This is a genomic window from Actinacidiphila epipremni (assembly GCF_012034175.1).
GTDB classification, from domain to species: Bacteria; Actinomycetota; Actinomycetes; order Streptomycetales; family Streptomycetaceae; genus Actinacidiphila; species Actinacidiphila epipremni.
This window is the reverse complement of record NZ_JAATEJ010000015.1, coordinates 127,396-143,674: the sequence shown is the minus strand read 5'-3', so window position 1 is coordinate 143,674 and position 16,279 is coordinate 127,396. Positions and strand designations below refer to the sequence as shown.

The window sequence follows — 16,279 nt, the reverse complement described above, 5'->3', positions numbered from 1 at the left end:
CAGGGGCGCGGGGAACTGCGCGCGCAACCCACCACCGGCCGGTGGTCCGGATACGACAGCAACAGCCCCTTTGGGTCGGTGACGACCTGCGGGCCGCATGTGGCTGGGGGTACCTCCCAGGCGAAGCTCTGGGGGAGCGCAGTTCCCCGCGCCCCTGAAAAGCTCACCCCGCGGCGCAGCCGTGCCCTCCGACAGGTCGCGCCCACGCGGCGCAGCCGCGAGGGCTGGGTGGGGTTAGGTCAGGAGGTCGCTGGCCAGGAGGGTGGCGGCGCGTTCGAGGAGGGGGCCCGCGTTGGTCATGGAGAGCGTGGGGTCGGGCTCTAGCGCGGAGAGCGCATACGTGTGGGTGATGCCCGCGGCGGCGAGGGCGGACTCGGGGAGGGTGAGGCGGCCACAGACGGCGGCCACGGGGATGCCGTGGGGGGCGGCGGCCCGGGCGACGCCGATGGGGGCCTTGCCGTGCAGGGTCTGGGGGTCGAGGGAACCCTCGCCGGTGATGACGAGGGCCGCGCCGGCGACCGCGTCCTCGAAGCCGAGGACGTCGAGGAGCACCTCGATGCCGGGCCGGAAGGTCGCCTGGAGCCCGACCAGCGCCCCGAAGCCGATCCCGCCGGCCGCGCCGGCGCCCGGCGCCGCGGCCAGCGGCATCGCGCCGAGGACCTCGGCGTAACGGGTGAGCGCCGCGTCGAGGACGGCCACGTCCTCCGCGTCCGCCCCCTTCTGCGGACCGTAGACCGCCGCCGCCCCGGTAGGCCCGAGCAGCGGATTGTCGACGTCGCTGGCCAGCACGACCTCCGTCGCGGCCAGCCGCGGGTCCAGGCCGCCGAGGTCCGCGCTCGCCAGGTCCGCGAGCGCGGCCCCGCCGGGTGCGACGGGCGCGCCGCCGGCGTCCAGCAGCCGCGCCCCGAGCGCGCTGAGCATGCCCGCGCCGCCGTCCGTCGTGGCGCTGCCCCCGACGCCGAGCACGATCGTGCGGGCCCCCGCGTCGAGCGCGGCCCGCAGCAGCTCACCGGTGCCGTACGTGGTGGCGGTGCGCGGCGCGAAGACGCCGGGCGGCAGGTGCCGCAGCCCCGACGCCTCGGCCATCTCGACCACCGCGGTGCCCGCGCGCAGCGCGTACGCCGCCTCGACGGGCTCGCCCAGCGGCCCGGTGACCCGCACCGTACGCCGGTCGAAGCCCGCGGCGACCGCCGCGTCCACCGTGCCGTCGCCGCCGTCGGCGACCGGCAGCGCGGTGATCTCCAGGCCGGGCACGACCGCCCGCAGCCCCGCCGCGACATGCTCGGCGACCTGCACCGCCGTGAGCGAGCCCTTGAACTTGTCGGCGGCGATCAGCACCCGCCCCGGCGCAACCCTCGCGGTGTCGGCCACCGTCACCCCTCCGTCGAATCCGTCGCTGCCCACCGGCCCGTACCGGGCCCGATCATGGGACCTCGCGCTCGGACCCTATCCCGGCCGGGCGGCCGGCCCCGCGAGCGGGGCCGCGGGACCAGTAGATTCGACGGCATGACGACCGACTACGCGACCTACCTCGCGAGCCTGCCCCGCATCCTCGCCGGCGCCAGCATGCTCTTCCGCTCGGCCGACGGCCGCATCCTCATCGTCGAGCCCAACTACCGCGACGACGGCACGTGGACGCTGCCGGGCGGCACGATCGAGTCGGACCTGAACGAGACGCCGCGGCAGGCGGCCCGCCGGGAGACGGCCGAGGAGATCGGGCTGGACGTGGAGCCGGGCGTGCTGCTGGCGTTCGAGTGGAGCACGGCGGGCGGCGAGCGCCCGCCCTCGGTGAACTTCCTGTTCGACGGCGGGGTGCTGACCGACGAGCAACTGGCCGCGATCCGGCTCCAGGAGGAGGAGCTGGACTCCTGGAAGCTGGTCGCCCTCGACGAGGCCGACCGCTACCTCTACCCGCGCGCGGCCCTGCGCATCGGCGCCGGGCTGGACGCGCTCGCCGCCGGGACGGCGCCCGTGGAGCTGGTCGACGGCCACCCGGCGGCCGGCGGCGCGTGACGCCGGGCAACGCCACGTGACGCCGGGCGGCCCGCGCCCTCAGGGCTTGGGGATGTCGAAGAAGTAGGTGAGCGACCCGGCGAGCCTGAGGTCGCCCTTGACCTTGAGCTTGCGGGTGAAGAAGAGCGTGGGCCCCGAGGCGTTGCCGGAGACCAGCTTGAGGAATTCGGGCGCGGCCATGGCGAGGCTGAGCTGCGGCTCGCGGTCGGTGCGCTCGGGGACGACGGTGCAGGTGCCGCCGCCGATGTGGGTCTCGTAGACGTCGTCGGGACCCCCGTCCGCGGCGGTGATGCGCCAGCGGATGAGGGCGTCGCGGCCGGCGGCGGCGTCGGGCCGGAAGCGGGTGTTCATCCGCCCGAAGACCTCGTCGAGCACCCGGCGGCGCTGCGTGCCGGCCATCAGCTCGGCGATCCGGGCGGTGGGCAGGCCCTTGACGATACGGGCGAAGTCATGGGGCTCGACGGAGCCGAAGTCCAGCGTCTCCAGGTCGAGATCGTCCTGTGCGGTCATCGGCCACCTTCCTTACTCACAAGTAAACTTACCGACGGGTAAGAGTAGTTTCCGCGCCCCCTCGCCACAACCGCCGCACGGCACGCACCGGGGCATGCGGTACCGGTCGGCAGAAGGCCACCGAAAGGTCGGCGAAAGGTTCACAAAGCGGCGACAGAGAGCAACCTTTACCCCTATGCTTCCGACTCGGCACCCGTGAACTACCCGTGGTGACGGGGGCCTTGCGGCCGTAGCCGCAGCTTTTCCCTGCCCTCTCCCCCACGCGGCGGCCGGCGACGGCCATGTCGTCGTGCGGCCAGGGCCGTCCTGTCCCCACCGCTCGCCCGTACATCGTTGAAAGAGGCACACCTCATGTCCCAGCCCCAGCAGCTCGGCAACGGCCAGTCCACCTCGTGGGAGAAGTTCTGGTACGTCCTCGGCTGCATCTACTTCGGCGCCGCCTACCTCTCCAAGGTCCCGGCGAAGAAGGCCCTGAGCGAGTACGGCCTCGTCGAGCTGACCGGTGCGGAGAAGTTCTGGTACGTCATCGAGTGCATCGCCTTCGGCTCCGGCTACTTCTCCAAGGTCATCTTCAAGAAGGCGCTGTCCGAGGTGCGTTTCGGCGTGCCGCAGGGCTACACCGCGCCGCCGGCCGGCCAGGCGCCGTACACGGGCTGACACCGCCTCACCTCCTGCCGCCGCGCGGCCGGGTGCGTACGCATGACGCGTTCAGCGCCGGGCCGCGCGGCGCAGGTGTCTCAGGACCGCGCGGGCGGCGCCCAGGCCGCTCATGCCGTGCACGCCCGGCCCCGGCGGGGTCGCGGAGGAGCACAGGAAGACCCCCGGGCGCGAGGTCGCGTACGGGACGGCGGCCAGCCGCGGGCGCAGCACGGTCTGCAGCCCCGCGAAGGCGCCGCAGGCCACGTCCCCGCCGACGTAGTTGGCGTTGCGGGCGGCGAGCCCGGCGGGACCGGTCACGGCGCGGGCCAGCACCAGGTCGCGGAAGCCCGGCGCGAAGCGCTCGATCTGCCGCTCGACGGCGTCGGTGGCGTCGCCGTGCCAGCCGTTGGGGACGTGCCCGTACGCCCAGAAGACGTGCTTGCCCTCCGGCGCGCGCGACGGGTCGACCACGGTGGGCTGGGCGGTGATCAGGAACGGGGTGTGCGGCGGGCGTCCGGTCACCGCGCGGGTCAGCGCGTCGCCGATCTCGGTGAAGGTGGGGCCGACATGCACGGTCCCGGCCCGCCGCGCCTCGGGCGCGGTCCACGGGACGGGGCCGTCGAGCGCGTAGTCGATCTTGAAGACGGACGGGCCGTAGCGGTAGTTGCGGTAGGCGTCGCCGAGCGCGGCGATCCGGGCCAGCGCCGTCGGCGAGGTGTCGAAGACGTACGCGCGGGCCGGCGGCAGCTCGTCGAGCTTGCGTACGGTCACCCCGGTGCGGATGGTGCCGCCGAGTTCGGTCAGGTGGCCGGCGAGCGCGTCGGAGATGGCCTGCGAGCCGCCGCGGGCGACCGGCCAGCCGCGCTCGTGGGCGGCGAGCGCGAACATCATCGCCATGGCGCCGGTGAGCGGCTGGCTGAGCTTGGTGATGGCGTGCCCGGCCAGGCCCGCGAGCAGCCCGCGCGCCTTGGCCCCGCGGAAGCGCAGCGCGAGCAGCGAGACCGGCGGCAGGCCGGTGAGGCCGAAGCGCGCGAAGCGGTAGGGGTCGCGGGGTATCCCGGCCCACTGCGGCCGGAAGAAGTCGGCGGCGATCGTGTCCCAGTGCCCGACGTAGGGCGCCATGAGCTTGCGGTACGTGACCGCGTCGCGCGGGCCGAGGGAGGCGGCGGTCGCGCCGACGCTGCGGCCGAGCACCGCGGCGGTGCCGTCGGGGAAGGGGTGCGCCATGGGGATGTCGGGGTGCAGCCACTCCAGGCCGTGCCGGCCCAGCGGCAGCGCTTCAAAGGCCGGTGAGCCGATGCCGAAGGGGTGCACCGCCGAGCACGGGTCGTGCCGGAAGCCGGGCAGTGTCAGCTCCTCGGTCCTGGCGCCGCCGCCGACGGTGTCCGCGGCCTCGTAGAGCTGCACGCTCAGGCCCGCGCGGGCCAGTTCGACCGCGGCGGTCAGCCCGTTGGGCCCGGCGCCGACGACGACCGCGTCGGCGACGACCGCGCGCGTCACGGCCGCACCGCCGCCCGGCCGTACGGCCTCGTCCCACCGGTCACCGCAACCACTCCGTCGCCCATGCCGCCATCCAACCAGACGGCGGGGCTGCATGGTTGCCTACCCGGCAAGCGTGGCAGGGTCACGCCACCGCCGCGGCGGGCCGGCTCACGTCAGGGCCGGGACGACGTGCTCGCCGTACGCGTCGACGACGGCCTGCCTGGCGTCGTGCATGGCGTAGACGGCGAACTGGTCGACGCCGAGGTCGCGCAGCGCGGTCAGCTTCGCCACATGCGCCTGCGGCGGGCCGACGAGGCAGAAGCGGTCGACGATCGCGTCGGGCACGAAGGCGGTGTCCGGATTGCCGCTGCGCCCGTGGTGCGCGTAGTCGTACGTCTGCCGGCGCTCGATGTACGCGGTCAGCTCCTCGGGGACCAGCCCGGAGTGCTCCCCGTAGCGCCGGACCAGGTCGGCGACGTGGTTCCCGACCATCCCGCCGAACCACCGGCACTGCTCGCGCGCGTGGGCGAGCGCGTCCGGCGAGTCGTCGGGCGTGACGTACGCGGGCGCGGCGACGCACACGGTGAGCGCGTCCGGATCGCGCCCGGCGCGCTCGGCCGCGGTGCGCACCGACTTGACCATCCACTCGGTCAGGTACACATCGGCCAGCTGGAGGATGAAGCCGTCGGCCAGCTCCCCCGCCATGGCCAGCGCCTTCGGGCCGTACGCGGCCATCCACACCGGCAGCCGGCCGCCGGCCACCCACGGCAGCCGCAGCGCCGTGCCGTCCACGACCGCCTCGCGGCCCTCGGCGAGGTCGCGGATCGCGGTGATGGCCGAGCCGAGCCGGGCGAGCGTCGCGGGCGGCCGGCCGGCGACCCGCACCGCCGAGTCGCCGCGGCCGATGCCGCACACGGTGCGGTTGCCGTACATCGAGTTGAGCGTCGCGAAGGTGGAGGCGGTGACCTCCCAGGTACGGGTCGCGGGGTTGGTGACCATGGTGCCGACGGTGAGGCGCTCGGTCTCGGCGAGGACGCGGCTGTGGATGACGAAGGGCTCCTGCCACAGCACCGCGGAGTCGAAGGTCCAGCCGTGGGTGAAGCCGGCGCGTTCGGCGCGGCGCATCAGGGCGACGACGTCGGACGCGGGCGGGTCGGTCTGCAGCACGAGGCCGAAGTCCATGGCCGCGCTCCTTGCGTGGGGGATCGGGGGTCACGGGCGGGGGTCACAGGTACTGGCACAGGCCGCGCGGGACGTACTGGCCGTGCCCGGCGTGGCCGACGTACGCGCCGCGGTCGACGACCCGGACGCCGCGGGACAGGACCGTCTCGACCCGGCCGGTGAGCCGGCGGCCCTCGTAGGCGGAGTAGTCGACGTTCATGTGGTGGGTCGCCGCCGAGAGGGTCTGCTCGGCGTCGGGGTCGTAGACCACGACGTCGGCGTCCGCGCCGGGCGCGAGGGTGCCCTTGCGCGGGTAGAGGCCGAACATCCGGGCGGGTGCGGCGCACGCGACGTCGATCCAGCGGCGCCGGGTGAGCCGGCCCTCGACGACGGCCTGGTGCAGCAGGTCCATGCGGTGCTCCACGCCCGGCAGCCCGTTGGGGATCTGCGAGAAGTCGCCGCGGCCCAGCTCCTTCTGCCCGGCGAAGCAGAACGGGCAGTGGTCGGTGGAGACCACCTGGAGGTCGCCGGTGCGCAGGGCCCGCCACAGCGCCGCCTGGTGCTCGCGCGGGCGCAGCGGCGTACTGCACACGTACTTGGCGCCCTCGAAGTCCGGCTCGGCGAGGTTGTCGGCGGACAGGAACAGATACTGCGGGCAGGTCTCGCCGAAGACCGGCAGGTCCAGGTCGCGGGCGGCGGCCAGTTCCGCGACGGCCTGCTCGGCGGAGACGTGCACGACGTACAGCGGGGCGCCGGCGACCCGGGCGAGCTGGATCGCGCGATGCGTCGCCTCGGCCTCCAGCAGCGCGTGCCGCACCTCGCCGTGGGCGCGCGGGTCGGTGCGGCCGGCGGCGAGCGCCTGCCGGACGAGCACGTCGATGGCGATGCCGTTCTCGGCGTGCATCATGACCAGGCCGCCGTTGCCGGCCGCGCGCTGCATGGCGCGCAGGATGCGCCCGTCGTCGCTGTAGAAGACGCCGGGGTAGGCCATGAAGAGCTTGAAGCTGGTGACGCCGGCCTCGACGAGGGTGTCCATCTCGGCGAGGGTCCGGTCGTGGACGTCCGCGACGATCATGTGGAAGCCGTAGTCGATCGCGCAACGGCCGTCGGCCTTGTCGTGCCACGCGTCGAGCCCGGCGCGCAGCGACGAGCCGACGTCCTGGATCGCGAAGTCGACGACGGTGGTGGTGCCGCCGAAGGCGGCGGCGCGGGTGCCGGTCTCGAAGGTGTCGGAGGCGGTGGTGCCGCCGAAGGGCATCTGCATGTGGGTGTGCGCGTCGACGCCGCCGGGGATGACGTAGCGGCCGGTGGCGTCGATGACGGTGTCGGCGGTCCAGCCGGCCGCGGTGTCGCTGTCGTGGTCGGCGAGCGCGGCGATCCGGCCGCCGTCGATCAGGATGTCGGCGTGCGTCTCGTCGGCCGCGGTGACGACCAGGCCGCCGCGGATCAGGGTGCGGCCCGTCACAGGGCGTTGCCCGCGGGGCCGGTGGCCAGCGCCTGCTGGGCGGCGGCGAGCGCGGCTTCGAGGGCGTCGGCGCCCTCCTCGGCCTCCTCGACGGTGAGCGACAGCGGCGGGGCGATACGCAGGACGTTGCCGAACCGGCCGCCCTTGCCGATCAGCAGCCCGTGCTCGCGCGCGGCCTCCAGGGCGAGCCCCGCGGCCTCGGCGGAGGGCTGCCCGCTGCCCGGGACGACCAGCTCCACGCCGAGCATCAGGCCGCGCCCGCGCACCTCGCGGACGATGCCGAGCCGGGCGGCGGCGGCCTCGAACCTGCCGCGCAGCAGGCCGCCGATGCGGCGGGCGTTGCCCTGGAGGTCGTGCTCGACGAGGTAGGTGAGGTTGGCGAGCGCTGCGGCGGCCGTGACGGGGCTGCCGCCGAAGGTGGAGATGGAGTGGGCGGTCAGGCAGTTCATGACCTCGGCGCGGGCGACGACACCGCCCATCGACATGCCGTTGCCGATGCCCTTGGCGAAGGTGAGGATGTCCGGCGGGCCGGCCTGGCCGTGCGCCTGCCAGCCCCAGAAGTGCTCGCCGGTGCGGCCCCAGCCGGTCTGCACCTCGTCGGTGATCCACAGGATGCCGTGCTTGTCGAGGACCTGCTTGAAGGCGGCGAGCAGGCCGTCCGGCGGCATCGTGAAGCCGCCGACGCCCGGCACGGGCTCGGCGATCAGCGCGGCGACCGGGCCGCCGGTCTGGCCCAGCACGTCCTCCAGGTCGGCGACGCACGCGGTGACGAACTCGGCGTCGGACAGCTGCGCGTACGGCCCGCGGGTGCGGACGCCGCCGTGCACGTACAGCGTCTGGAGCGGGGAGAGGCTGGTCGGGGACCACGCGGAGTTGCCGGTGATGCCGACCGCGCTGAAGGAGCGGCCGTGGTAGCTGTTGCGCAGCGCCAGGATCTGGTTCGAGCGGCGGTAGGCGGTGGCGAGCAGCAGGGCGGTGTCGTTGGCCTCGGTGCCGGAGGTGGTGAAGAAGACCCGGGCGTCGGGGATGCCGGACAGGCGGGCGATCCGCTCGGCCAGTTCGACGGCGTGGCTGCTGAGGTAGAGCGTCGAGGAGTGCAGGATGCGGCCGGCCTGCGCGCTGACCGCGGCGGTGACCTCGGGGAGGGCGTGGGCGGTCATGGTGGTGAGGATGCCGCCGAAGAAGTCCAGGTAGCGGTTGCCCTCGGCGTCCCAGACGTGCCGGCCCTCGCCGCGGGTCAGCTCGATGGGCCGCCGGTAGTAGGTGGCGAGCCAGTCGGGGAGCACCGCGCGGTGCCGGGCGTGCAGGGCGGCGTGCGCGCCGCCGGCCGGGGCGGCGGAGGTGGTGGTGGGCGTGGTCGGCGGTGTCTGGGTGGCCATGGGTCGCTCATGCTCCCGTCAGGGTGCCGTACGCGTCGGGGCGCCGGTCCCGGTAGAAGGCCCACTGGGCGCGGACCTCGTCGATGAGGCCGAAGTCGAGGTCGCGGACCAGGAGTTCCTCCTTGACGTCCGAGGCCGCCTCCCCGACGAGTTGCCCGCGCGGGTCGACGAAGTAACTGGTGCCGTAGAAATCGTCGTCGCCGTACTCCTCGCGGCCCACGCGGTTGATGGCGGCGACGAAGTATTCGTTGGCGACGGCGGCGGCCGGCTGCTCCAACTGCCACAGGTGCGCGGACAGTCCGCGGCTGGTGGCGCTGGGGTTGAAGACGAGCTCCGCGCCCGCGAGGCCGAGGGCGCGCCAGCCCTCGGGGAAGTGCCGGTCGTAGCAGATGTAGACGCCGACCCTGCCGGCGGCGGTGTCGAAGACGGGCCAGCCGAGGTTGCCCGGGCGGAAGTAGAACTTCTCCCAGAAGCCGTGGACTTGGGGGAGGTGGTGCTTGCGGTACTTGCCGAGGACGGTGCCGTCGGCGTCGATGACGGCGGCGGTGTTGTAGTAGACGCCCGGCTGCTCGATCTCGAAGACCGGCGCGATGACCACCATGCCGGTGTCGCGGGCGAGTTGGCTCATACGGAGGATGGTCGGGCCCTCGGGGACGGATTCGGCCCAGCCGTAGTGGGCGGCGTCCTGGACCTGGCAGAAGTAGGGGGCGTTGAAGACCTCCTGGAAGCCGATGATCTGCGCGCCCTGGGCCGCGGCGGTCCTGGCGTGCTCCTCGTGCTTGGCGAGCATGGAGGCGGTGTCGCCGGTCCAGGTCGCCTGGACCAGCGCGGCACGTACGAGTCTTCTGCGCATGGGGGTTCCTCCGCGGGTCACGCCGCGTACCGCCTGGCCGGCGGGGGCTCGGGGGGTCACTGTCGCACCCCGCCCCCGGACTGCGCGGCCCGGCGCGCGGTGGGGTCGCCCTGCCGGGCGAGAGGTTGCCCCTTGCGGTGGCGGGTTGCCCGGCGCGGCCGGGCGCTACGGGGGTGCCACTTGCGGTGGCGTGCGCGATCGTCCGCTGATCGTGGCTTGTCGCGCAGTTCCCCGCGCCCCTGGTCTGCTGACCCGCGCCGTCGACCGCCGCCCCTGCCGCCGTACCCGGCGGGACGCTACCCGCCCCCGCCCCCGCGTGCGGGGGCGGGCGGGGGCGCCTACGTTGGAAGGACAGGCCACTTCCGCGATTGCGATCAGGGGATCGGCATGAAATGCCTCGACTGCGCCCTCGCCAATCCCGTCGGTACGACCACGCTCGCGCCACCCGACGCGGTCGCCGCGTGCGCTCACTGCGGCGCCGGCGTGTGCGGCCACCACGCGCACATCGCCTTCGAGCCGGTCGCCGGCGCGCCGGGGGACTCACCGGCCGCCCGGCGGGTCACGTGCGACGTCTGCCATCCCGCGGAGAGCGCGGCCGGCCTGGGATGACCGCCGGCCGGCGGCGCGTGCGACGAGAGCAGGAGACCTCCTCATGTCCCACCATCTCGACACCCCGCTGGCCGCGCAGAACGGCCAGCTGTTCCTCGACGACCTGTACGTCTTCCCGGGCCGGGACAGCACCGTCCTGGTCATGGACGTGAATTCCAACGTCACCGGCGTCTACGCCGAGCCCGGCTTCCACCCCGAGGCGCGCTACGAGTTCAAGGTGCATCTCGACGGCGCCGACGACGAGGCGCTGACCTACCGCTTCTCCTTCGGGGAGCCGGACGGCGGCGGCCGGCAGGCGCTCCGGCTGGAGGCGCTGACCGGCGCGGACGCGCGCGAGGACGGCGCGGACGGCGCGCTCGTGCTGGAGGGCCGCACCGGCGAGAGCGCCGAGAGCAGCAGCGGCGGCGTGCGGGCGTGGGCGGGGCGGGTCAAGGACCCCTTCTACATCGACCTCGGGCTGCTGGCCATGGTCAACGGCGCCGTCGGCAAGGGCACGAAGGTGGACCTGTCGTCCTGGAAGCCCCAGGAGGCGAAGAACAGCTTCGCCGGCACGTCCGTCGAGACGATCGTGCTGGAGGTGCCGTACGGCGACGCGCAGCTGGAGCCGGGCGCGCGCACGGGCGTGTGGGCGGCGACGAAGCTGGCCACCGACGCGGGCGGCTGGCGGCAGATCAACCGCGCGGGCCTGCCGATGATGTGGCCGATCTTCTGGCCCGGCGACACGGACTTCTCCAACCCGGCCAACACCCGCCACCCCTCCCAGGACACCGCGGCGGCCGGGGACGCGATCGCCGCGCAGGTCGCCGCGGTGGTCCGCGCCACGGGCACGGCGGCCGACCCGGACGGCTACGGCCGCACCGTCGCCGGGCAGCTCTTCCCCGACGTGCTGCCGTACGTGGTCGGGACCCCGGCGTCCTTCGGCTTCGCGACCCGCAACGGGCGCCCGCACGCGGACAACGCGCCCGAGGTGATGATGTCGCTGGTGACGAACCTGCCGGTGCCCGCGGGCCTGACGCCGGCCACCAACGCCGACCTCCACACCGGCGCGTTCCCGTACGTCGTGCCGGTGTGAGCTCAGGCGCGGGCGAGGGCCGCGGCGAGGTTGCGGTGGCAGGGGGCGGAGACCCGGGCCGCGGCGGCGAGCAGCAGCTGGGTCAGCCCCGGGCGGGCCCGGGCGACGGCCGCCGCGGCGTCGGCGGTACGGGCCCGGGCGACCGTCTCCAGCAGCTCACCGGCCTCGGCGGCGCGGCCGGCGGTCGCGAGCAGGTCGGCGACGTCGGCGACCTCGGCCGCGGCACGTGAGGCGGCCTGGTGCAGCAGCGTGCGGGCCTGCGCGTCGCGGCCGTCGGCGACCAGCGCGGCGACCGCCTGCGCGACGGACTGCGGCGGCAGCGCGGCGATCTCCCACAGCAGCGTCGCGACGTCCGCGGTGAGCCCGGTGCGCTCCAGTTCCCGTACGACGTAGGGGATCCGCTCGGCCGGTCCGCCGGCGGCGGCGCTCAGCGCGAGGTAGGCGCCGCCGCTGTCGCCGGCCCGCCGCAGCCGCCACAGCGCGGCCACCTCCGCCCGCGCCTCGGCGTCCCACCGCGGATCGCCGGCCGGCACCGCGGGCCGCGCCGCCCGCCGGGGCGCGCCGGCGAACCGCGCTCCCCGCGGCGCGGGCGCGGTCTGCGCCACGGATTGCGCCGCCTCGACGTCGAGCCGCGGGCCCTTGCCGGCCGGCTTCGTCGGCGCCCCGGCGAACCGGGCCCCGCGCGGCGCCGCGGCCCGTACCGCCTGCTCGGCGACCTGCGGGGCGCTCTCCACGGGCGCCCCGGCGAAGCGCGCCCCCCGCGGCCTGCGTACGGCCGACCCGGGCTCGGCGGCGGGCGGCGGCCCGGCCACGGGCTCGCGCCGGGGCTGCGGGACGCCCTCCCCCGCCGGGCCCGGCTCCGGGCGCCGGCGCTCCCCCGCGGGGGCAGGCGGGCGGTGGGCCGCGGCAGCGGCGGCAGCCGCTTCGTGCAGGGCCTGCGCCCGGGCGATCTCACCGGCGGGCGCGTCCGGCGCGCCGCCGGCCACCGCGAGGTCCCGGAGCATCGTGCGCACCAGGGGCCAGGGCACGACCTCGTGCCCTGCGGCGTACGCGCGGGCCGCGTCGGGGTTGCGGGCGGCCCACAGGGCGTACCGGCCGGGCCGGTCGCCGAGCGCCGCCAGCAGGGAGCGGAAGTAGTACAGGAATTCCGGTGTCACCACAGACCTCCGTCGGCTGCCCGTCCGGCACTCGACCGGCTGCCCGTCCGGCATTCGACACCCGGCGCGTTACGGCACTGCTACGGACGGTTTTCCGGCAGCGACCGATCACCCGCGGTCCCGCGGCCCCCGCTCGGCGGCCGGATCGGCAGGCAAACTTGCAAGTTTTCCTGCCGGACTCCTACGGTGGTGCCGTGAGCAGGGCAGACGGTACGCGCACCGCGGACGAGCTGGCCACGCTGGTCGCCCTGCTGGGGCGGCGGATGCGGGCGGCCTCTGCGGAGGCGGAGCTGACGCCGTCGCAGCAGTCGGTCATGGGGCGGCTCGGGCACGAGGGCCCGGCGACGACCGCGGCGCTCGCCCGGCGCGAGCTGGTGCGACCGCAGTCGATGCGGGCGACGCTCGCCGCGCTGGAGGAGCGCGGCCTGGTCGTGCGCGCCCCGCACCCCACCGACGGCCGCCAGGTGGTCTTCTCGCTGTCCGCCTCCGGCGCCGCTCTGCTCGGCTCCGGGCGCGCGGCCCGCCGCGGCTGGCTGGCCGAGGCGATCGAGGCCCGGCTCACCCCCGACGAGCACCGCGCGCTCGCCGGCGTACTCCCGCTGCTGCGCCGCCTGGCGCAGTCCCCGCAGCACGGCAACCCCACAGGAGATGTCCCGCAATGACCGCGACCACGCTCGACCCCCGCACCGCCCTGGTCGTCATCGACCTCCAGCGCGGCATCGTCGCGCTGCCGACCGCCCACCCGGCCGACGAGGTCGTCGCGCGCAGCGCCCGGCTGGCCGCCGCCTTCCGCGCGGCGGGCCTGCCGGTGGTGCTGGTGAACGTCACCGGTGTCGCGCCCGGCCGTACCGACGGCGGCCCCGGCGGCAGCGTGGACTTCCCCGAGGGCTGGGCCGACCTGGTCGGCGAGCTGGACCGGCAGCCGTCCGACATCACCGTCTCCAAGCAGCAGTGGGGCGCCTTCTACGGCACCGGCCTGGACATGGAGCTGCGCCGCCGCGGGGTCACCCAGATCGTGCTGTGCGGCATCTCCACCAGCATCGGCGTGGAGTCCACCGCCCGGGACGCCTACGAGCACGGCTACCACGTCACGGTGGCCGTCGACGCGGTGACCGACACCGACGCCGCCGCGCACGAGCGCGCGGTCGCGACGATCTTCCCGCGGCTCGGCGAGACCGGCACGACCGAGGACATCCTCGCGCTGCTGCCCGCCTGATCCCCGCACGCCCTTTTCGCGCCGGGCGCGGCCCCCTGCCGCGCCCGGCGAGCGCCCGGTGGGCATCCGGTGAGCGCCCGCCGCGTACCCGCCGCGTACCCGGTGAGCGCCCCGCGAGCGCCCGGTCCGCACCGTAGTCGGCACCGCTCGAACACCGCTACGATGCCGCGCCATGAGCGACGACCTCCGCAATCTCGTCCTGGCCCTGGTGGCAGCCGCCGTGTGCGTGGCGGCCGGCTGGTTCGCCCGCAGCTATCTGTGGCAGCGCCGGCTGCGCCGCAAGCAGCGTTTCTTCGGCCTGCCCACGGACTCCGAGTGCCTGCTGGTGGTGCCGCGCGACCCGGGCTCGCGGGGGTGGAGCGTGGCCCGGCACGACGCGTTCTCGCTGCTGGAGCTGGCCGCGGCGATCAAGGAGTGCGGGGCGCACGCGGAGGTGCTGGCGCACGACACGGCCTGGCAGGGCTTCGGCGCCCGTACCGAGTTCTGCATCGGCGGCCCGGCGGAGAACCTGCGGCTGGCGGCGCATCTGCGCTCGATGCTGCCGGGGGTGGAGATCAACACCGACCCCGCGCCCGGCCCCGACCAGGGCGCGATCACCGTGGGCGGCACGACGTACCCGCTGGAGAAGGGCGCGGTCGAGTACGTGCTGCTGGCCCGGCTCGCGGCGGCCGGCGACACCGGCAACGACCGCCCGGTCTTCCTCTTCTCCGGCCAGCGCGGCATCGCCACCCAGGCCGCGGCCCGGTACCTGTCCCGGCACCACACCCGGCTGGCCCGTAAACACGGGGTGGACGCGACGTTCTGCCTGCTGCTGCGGGTGGTGAATTCCCAGGCCTACGGCTCGGACGTCGTCGAGCTGGTCGCGGACGTGACGAAGCAGGCGGCGGCGACGTCGAAGAAGCTCAGTCAGCGAGACCGATCACCAGCCACATGATGCCGGCGCCGGCGACGGTGCACAGCAGCGTGGAGCTGGACGGGTGCGGGCTGTGCGCCTCCGGGAGGATGTCGGAGGTCGCCAGGTAGAGCAGGAAGCCGGCGAAGAAGCCCAGGTAGAGGCCGAGGACGCCGGCGGGGATGGTGAAGGCGAGCGTCACGGCCGCGCCGGCGACCGGCGCGAGGGCGTCGGCGGTGAGCAGCATCTGGGCGCGGCGCTGCCCGTTCCCGTACATCCGGGTGATGGTGTACGTGTTGAAGCCGTCCGCGAAGTCGTGCGAGACGACGGCGATGGCGACGACGATGCCGACGGTGCTGCCGGCCTGGAAGGCGGCGCCGATCGCGAAGCCGTCCATGACGCTGTGGCCGACGAGGGCCGCCGCCGCGGTGATGCCGATGCCCTTGACGGGGTCGTGGGCGTGCCCGTGGCCGTGGGCGTGCGGGGCGTACTCGCCCTCGTGGGCGCGGTGGATGGCCACCGAGCGCTCGATGATGTGCAGCGCGAGGAAGCCCGCGACGAACATCAGCAGGGCCGCCGGCACCCCGAAGACCTCGCGGGGCTGGGTCTCCAGCGCCTCGGGCAGCAGGTCAAACCCGACGACGCCGAGCATCAGCCCGGCGGCGAGTCCGAGGACGAGGTGGCGGCGGTCCCCGATACGGTGGGCGACGATGCCGCCGACGAGGGTCATCGCGAAGGCGCACGCGGCTATCAGGACCGGCATGGGTCGATGATCCATGACGCCGCGCGCGCCCGCGAGTCAGGGTCGCCTTACCTGCGGGGCAGGTCAGCGACGCTTTCCGGGCCCGAGGACCCGGGCGGCGACGGCGGTGGCCATGGCCTGCTCGCCGCTCGCGTTGGGGTGGGCGGGGGCGGCGGGCGCGGCCGGCACCAGCGGCTCGATCCAGCGGACGCCGGGCGCCTGGCACATGTCGCGGCCCACGGTGGGCCCGTAGGTGTCGACGTACTCGGCGCCGCCCAGCAGCGCCTCGACCCGCAGCATGGTGTTGAGGTTCTTCTCGGTGCTGCGCAGGTACGGCACGTCGCCGGCGGCGAAGGGCACGGCCGGGAAGCAGCCGGGGCCGCGGTCGGGCAGCAGGTCGGGGTAGCCGACCACGACGACGCGGGCCTTCGGCGCCTGGCGGTGCACGGCCCGCAGCACCTGGGCGACCTTGGGGGCGGCCTGGACGATGTTGACGGTGAGCTGGTCGAGGCTGCCGCGCGGGGCGTAGTGCTCCTTGCAGGGGTCGCCGGCCGGGTCCTGGACGCTCAGGCCCGCGCAGGTGGCGATGATCGAGCCGAAGCCGATGTCGTTGCCGCCGATCTGCAGGGTGACCAGGGTGGTGTCGCGGGTGACGGCGGACAGCTGCGGGCCGTTGGTGCCCTGGGCCTGCCAAATCTGGGCGGTGGTGGCGCCGCCGCAGCTGACGTCGGTGAAGCGCGCGAAGCGGCCGGCGGCGGCCACCAGCGAGGGGTAGTTGTGGTCGGAGCGGGTGCAGTTGGCGTCGACCTGGGTGGGGATGCCGGGGCCCGAGGTGTAGGAGTCGCCGAGGGCCACGTAGTGGACGGCGGGCCTGCCGTGCTGCGGGGCCGGGTGGTGCGGGCCGCCGTGGGCCGCGGCGGGGCTGACGGCGGCGGCGGTGAGGGCGAGTGCCCCGCCGATCGCCGCGGCGCCCAGACCTGCCGTACGGCCGCCCCGGCGTTTTCCCGCGGGCCTTGCGGCCGTCCGCCCGGTGCCGTTCCCGCCCCTGCCGAATATCGCCGCCATGCGGCCCCTCCCCTGCGTCGACGC

The 16,279-nt window shown here is 75.0% G+C and carries 17 protein-coding genes; 7 read left to right on the top strand and 10 right to left on the bottom strand.

Annotation, left to right across the window (positions count from 1 at the left end; all coding sequences use genetic code 11):
- Positions 1-234: 234 nt before the first annotated feature.
- Positions 235-1,371, bottom strand: coding sequence for a glycerate kinase (locus HCN08_RS19190; protein ID WP_322974549.1), 1,137 nt, complete (start codon positions 1,369-1,371; stop codon positions 235-237).
- A 135-nt stretch (positions 1,372-1,506) separates the two neighbouring features.
- On the opposite strand from HCN08_RS19190, the gene HCN08_RS19185 reads away from it, so the two are divergent.
- Entirely contained in the window at positions 1,507-2,013 is a 507-nt protein-coding gene (locus HCN08_RS19185) for an NUDIX domain-containing protein (RefSeq protein WP_167984360.1), read from the top strand.
- A gap of 39 nt (positions 2,014-2,052) precedes the next feature.
- On the opposite strand, the gene HCN08_RS19180 is transcribed toward HCN08_RS19185, so the two are convergent.
- Complete coding sequence (locus tag HCN08_RS19180) at positions 2,053-2,523, bottom strand: SCP2 sterol-binding domain-containing protein (protein WP_167984359.1); 471 nt, start codon at positions 2,521-2,523, stop codon at positions 2,053-2,055.
- A 351-nt stretch (positions 2,524-2,874) separates the two neighbouring features.
- On the opposite strand from HCN08_RS19180, the gene HCN08_RS19175 reads away from it, so the two are divergent.
- Positions 2,875-3,180, top strand: a complete 306-nt coding sequence (locus tag HCN08_RS19175; protein WP_167984358.1) for a hypothetical protein — start codon at positions 2,875-2,877, stop codon at positions 3,178-3,180.
- Positions 3,181-3,231: 51 nt separating this feature from the next.
- Here HCN08_RS19175 and HCN08_RS19170 read toward each other — a convergent pair whose 3' ends face one another.
- From HCN08_RS19170 to HCN08_RS19150, 5 genes are all read right to left on the bottom strand, one after another.
- Positions 3,232-4,662: a phytoene desaturase family protein gene (locus HCN08_RS19170; protein WP_322974547.1), complete on the bottom strand. Its 1,431-nt coding sequence runs from the start codon at positions 4,660-4,662 to the stop codon at positions 3,232-3,234.
- A gap of 150 nt (positions 4,663-4,812) precedes the next feature.
- Positions 4,813-5,826 (bottom strand): TIGR03842 family LLM class F420-dependent oxidoreductase, encoded by a 1,014-nt coding sequence (locus HCN08_RS19165; protein ID WP_167984356.1) that lies wholly within the window; start codon positions 5,824-5,826, stop codon positions 4,813-4,815.
- A gap of 43 nt (positions 5,827-5,869) precedes the next feature.
- The gene (hydA, locus tag HCN08_RS19160) at positions 5,870-7,270 is read right to left on the bottom strand and encodes a dihydropyrimidinase (RefSeq protein ID WP_167984355.1); all 1,401 of its coding nucleotides are present in this window, start codon (positions 7,268-7,270) and stop codon (positions 5,870-5,872) included.
- Entirely contained in the window at positions 7,267-8,649 is a 1,383-nt protein-coding gene (locus HCN08_RS19155) for an aspartate aminotransferase family protein (protein WP_167984354.1), read from the bottom strand. The genes hydA and HCN08_RS19155 overlap by 4 nt, the downstream gene beginning before the upstream one ends.
- A 7-nt stretch (positions 8,650-8,656) precedes the next feature.
- Entirely contained in the window at positions 8,657-9,502 is an 846-nt protein-coding gene (locus HCN08_RS19150; RefSeq protein ID WP_167984353.1) for a nitrilase-related carbon-nitrogen hydrolase, read from the bottom strand.
- A 387-nt stretch (positions 9,503-9,889) separates the two neighbouring features.
- Here HCN08_RS19150 and HCN08_RS19145 point away from each other — a divergent pair, with 387 nt between their 5' ends.
- On the top strand, positions 9,890-10,111 hold the full coding sequence (locus HCN08_RS19145) for a hypothetical protein (protein WP_167984352.1): 222 nt from the start codon (positions 9,890-9,892) through the stop codon (positions 10,109-10,111).
- Positions 10,112-10,154: 43 nt separating this feature from the next.
- Positions 10,155-11,183 (top strand): DUF4331 family protein, encoded by a 1,029-nt coding sequence (locus tag HCN08_RS19140; protein ID WP_167984351.1) that lies wholly within the window; start codon positions 10,155-10,157, stop codon positions 11,181-11,183.
- A gap of 2 nt (positions 11,184-11,185) precedes the next feature.
- On the opposite strand, the gene HCN08_RS19135 is transcribed toward HCN08_RS19140, so the two are convergent.
- Positions 11,186-12,340, bottom strand: coding sequence for a flagellar biosynthesis protein FlhF (locus tag HCN08_RS19135; protein WP_167984350.1), 1,155 nt, complete (start codon positions 12,338-12,340; stop codon positions 11,186-11,188).
- Between the two features lie 194 nt (positions 12,341-12,534).
- On the opposite strand from HCN08_RS19135, the gene HCN08_RS19130 reads away from it, so the two are divergent.
- From HCN08_RS19130 to HCN08_RS19120, 3 genes are all read left to right on the top strand, one after another.
- The gene (locus tag HCN08_RS19130) at positions 12,535-13,002 is read left to right on the top strand and encodes a MarR family winged helix-turn-helix transcriptional regulator (RefSeq protein WP_407648840.1); all 468 of its coding nucleotides are present in this window, start codon (positions 12,535-12,537) and stop codon (positions 13,000-13,002) included.
- A complete protein-coding gene (locus HCN08_RS19125; RefSeq protein ID WP_167984349.1) occupies positions 12,999-13,556 on the top strand; it encodes an isochorismatase family protein in 558 nt (185 codons plus the stop codon). Before HCN08_RS19130 ends, HCN08_RS19125 begins: the two co-directional genes overlap by 4 nt.
- 172 nt (positions 13,557-13,728) lie before the next feature.
- Positions 13,729-14,490, top strand: a complete 762-nt coding sequence (locus tag HCN08_RS19120; RefSeq protein WP_167984348.1) for a hypothetical protein — start codon at positions 13,729-13,731, stop codon at positions 14,488-14,490.
- Here the strand turns inward: HCN08_RS19120 and HCN08_RS19115 are convergent.
- Together HCN08_RS19115 and HCN08_RS19110 are read right to left on the bottom strand one after the other, a co-directional pair.
- Complete coding sequence (locus tag HCN08_RS19115; RefSeq protein WP_167984347.1) at positions 14,459-15,211, bottom strand: ZIP family metal transporter; 753 nt, start codon at positions 15,209-15,211, stop codon at positions 14,459-14,461. The two genes, HCN08_RS19120 and HCN08_RS19115, sit on opposite strands and share 32 nt — an antisense overlap.
- Positions 15,212-15,274: 63 nt before the next feature.
- Complete coding sequence (locus HCN08_RS19110) at positions 15,275-16,255, bottom strand: SGNH/GDSL hydrolase family protein (RefSeq protein ID WP_206318950.1); 981 nt, start codon at positions 16,253-16,255, stop codon at positions 15,275-15,277.
- Positions 16,256-16,279 lie beyond the last annotated feature (24 nt).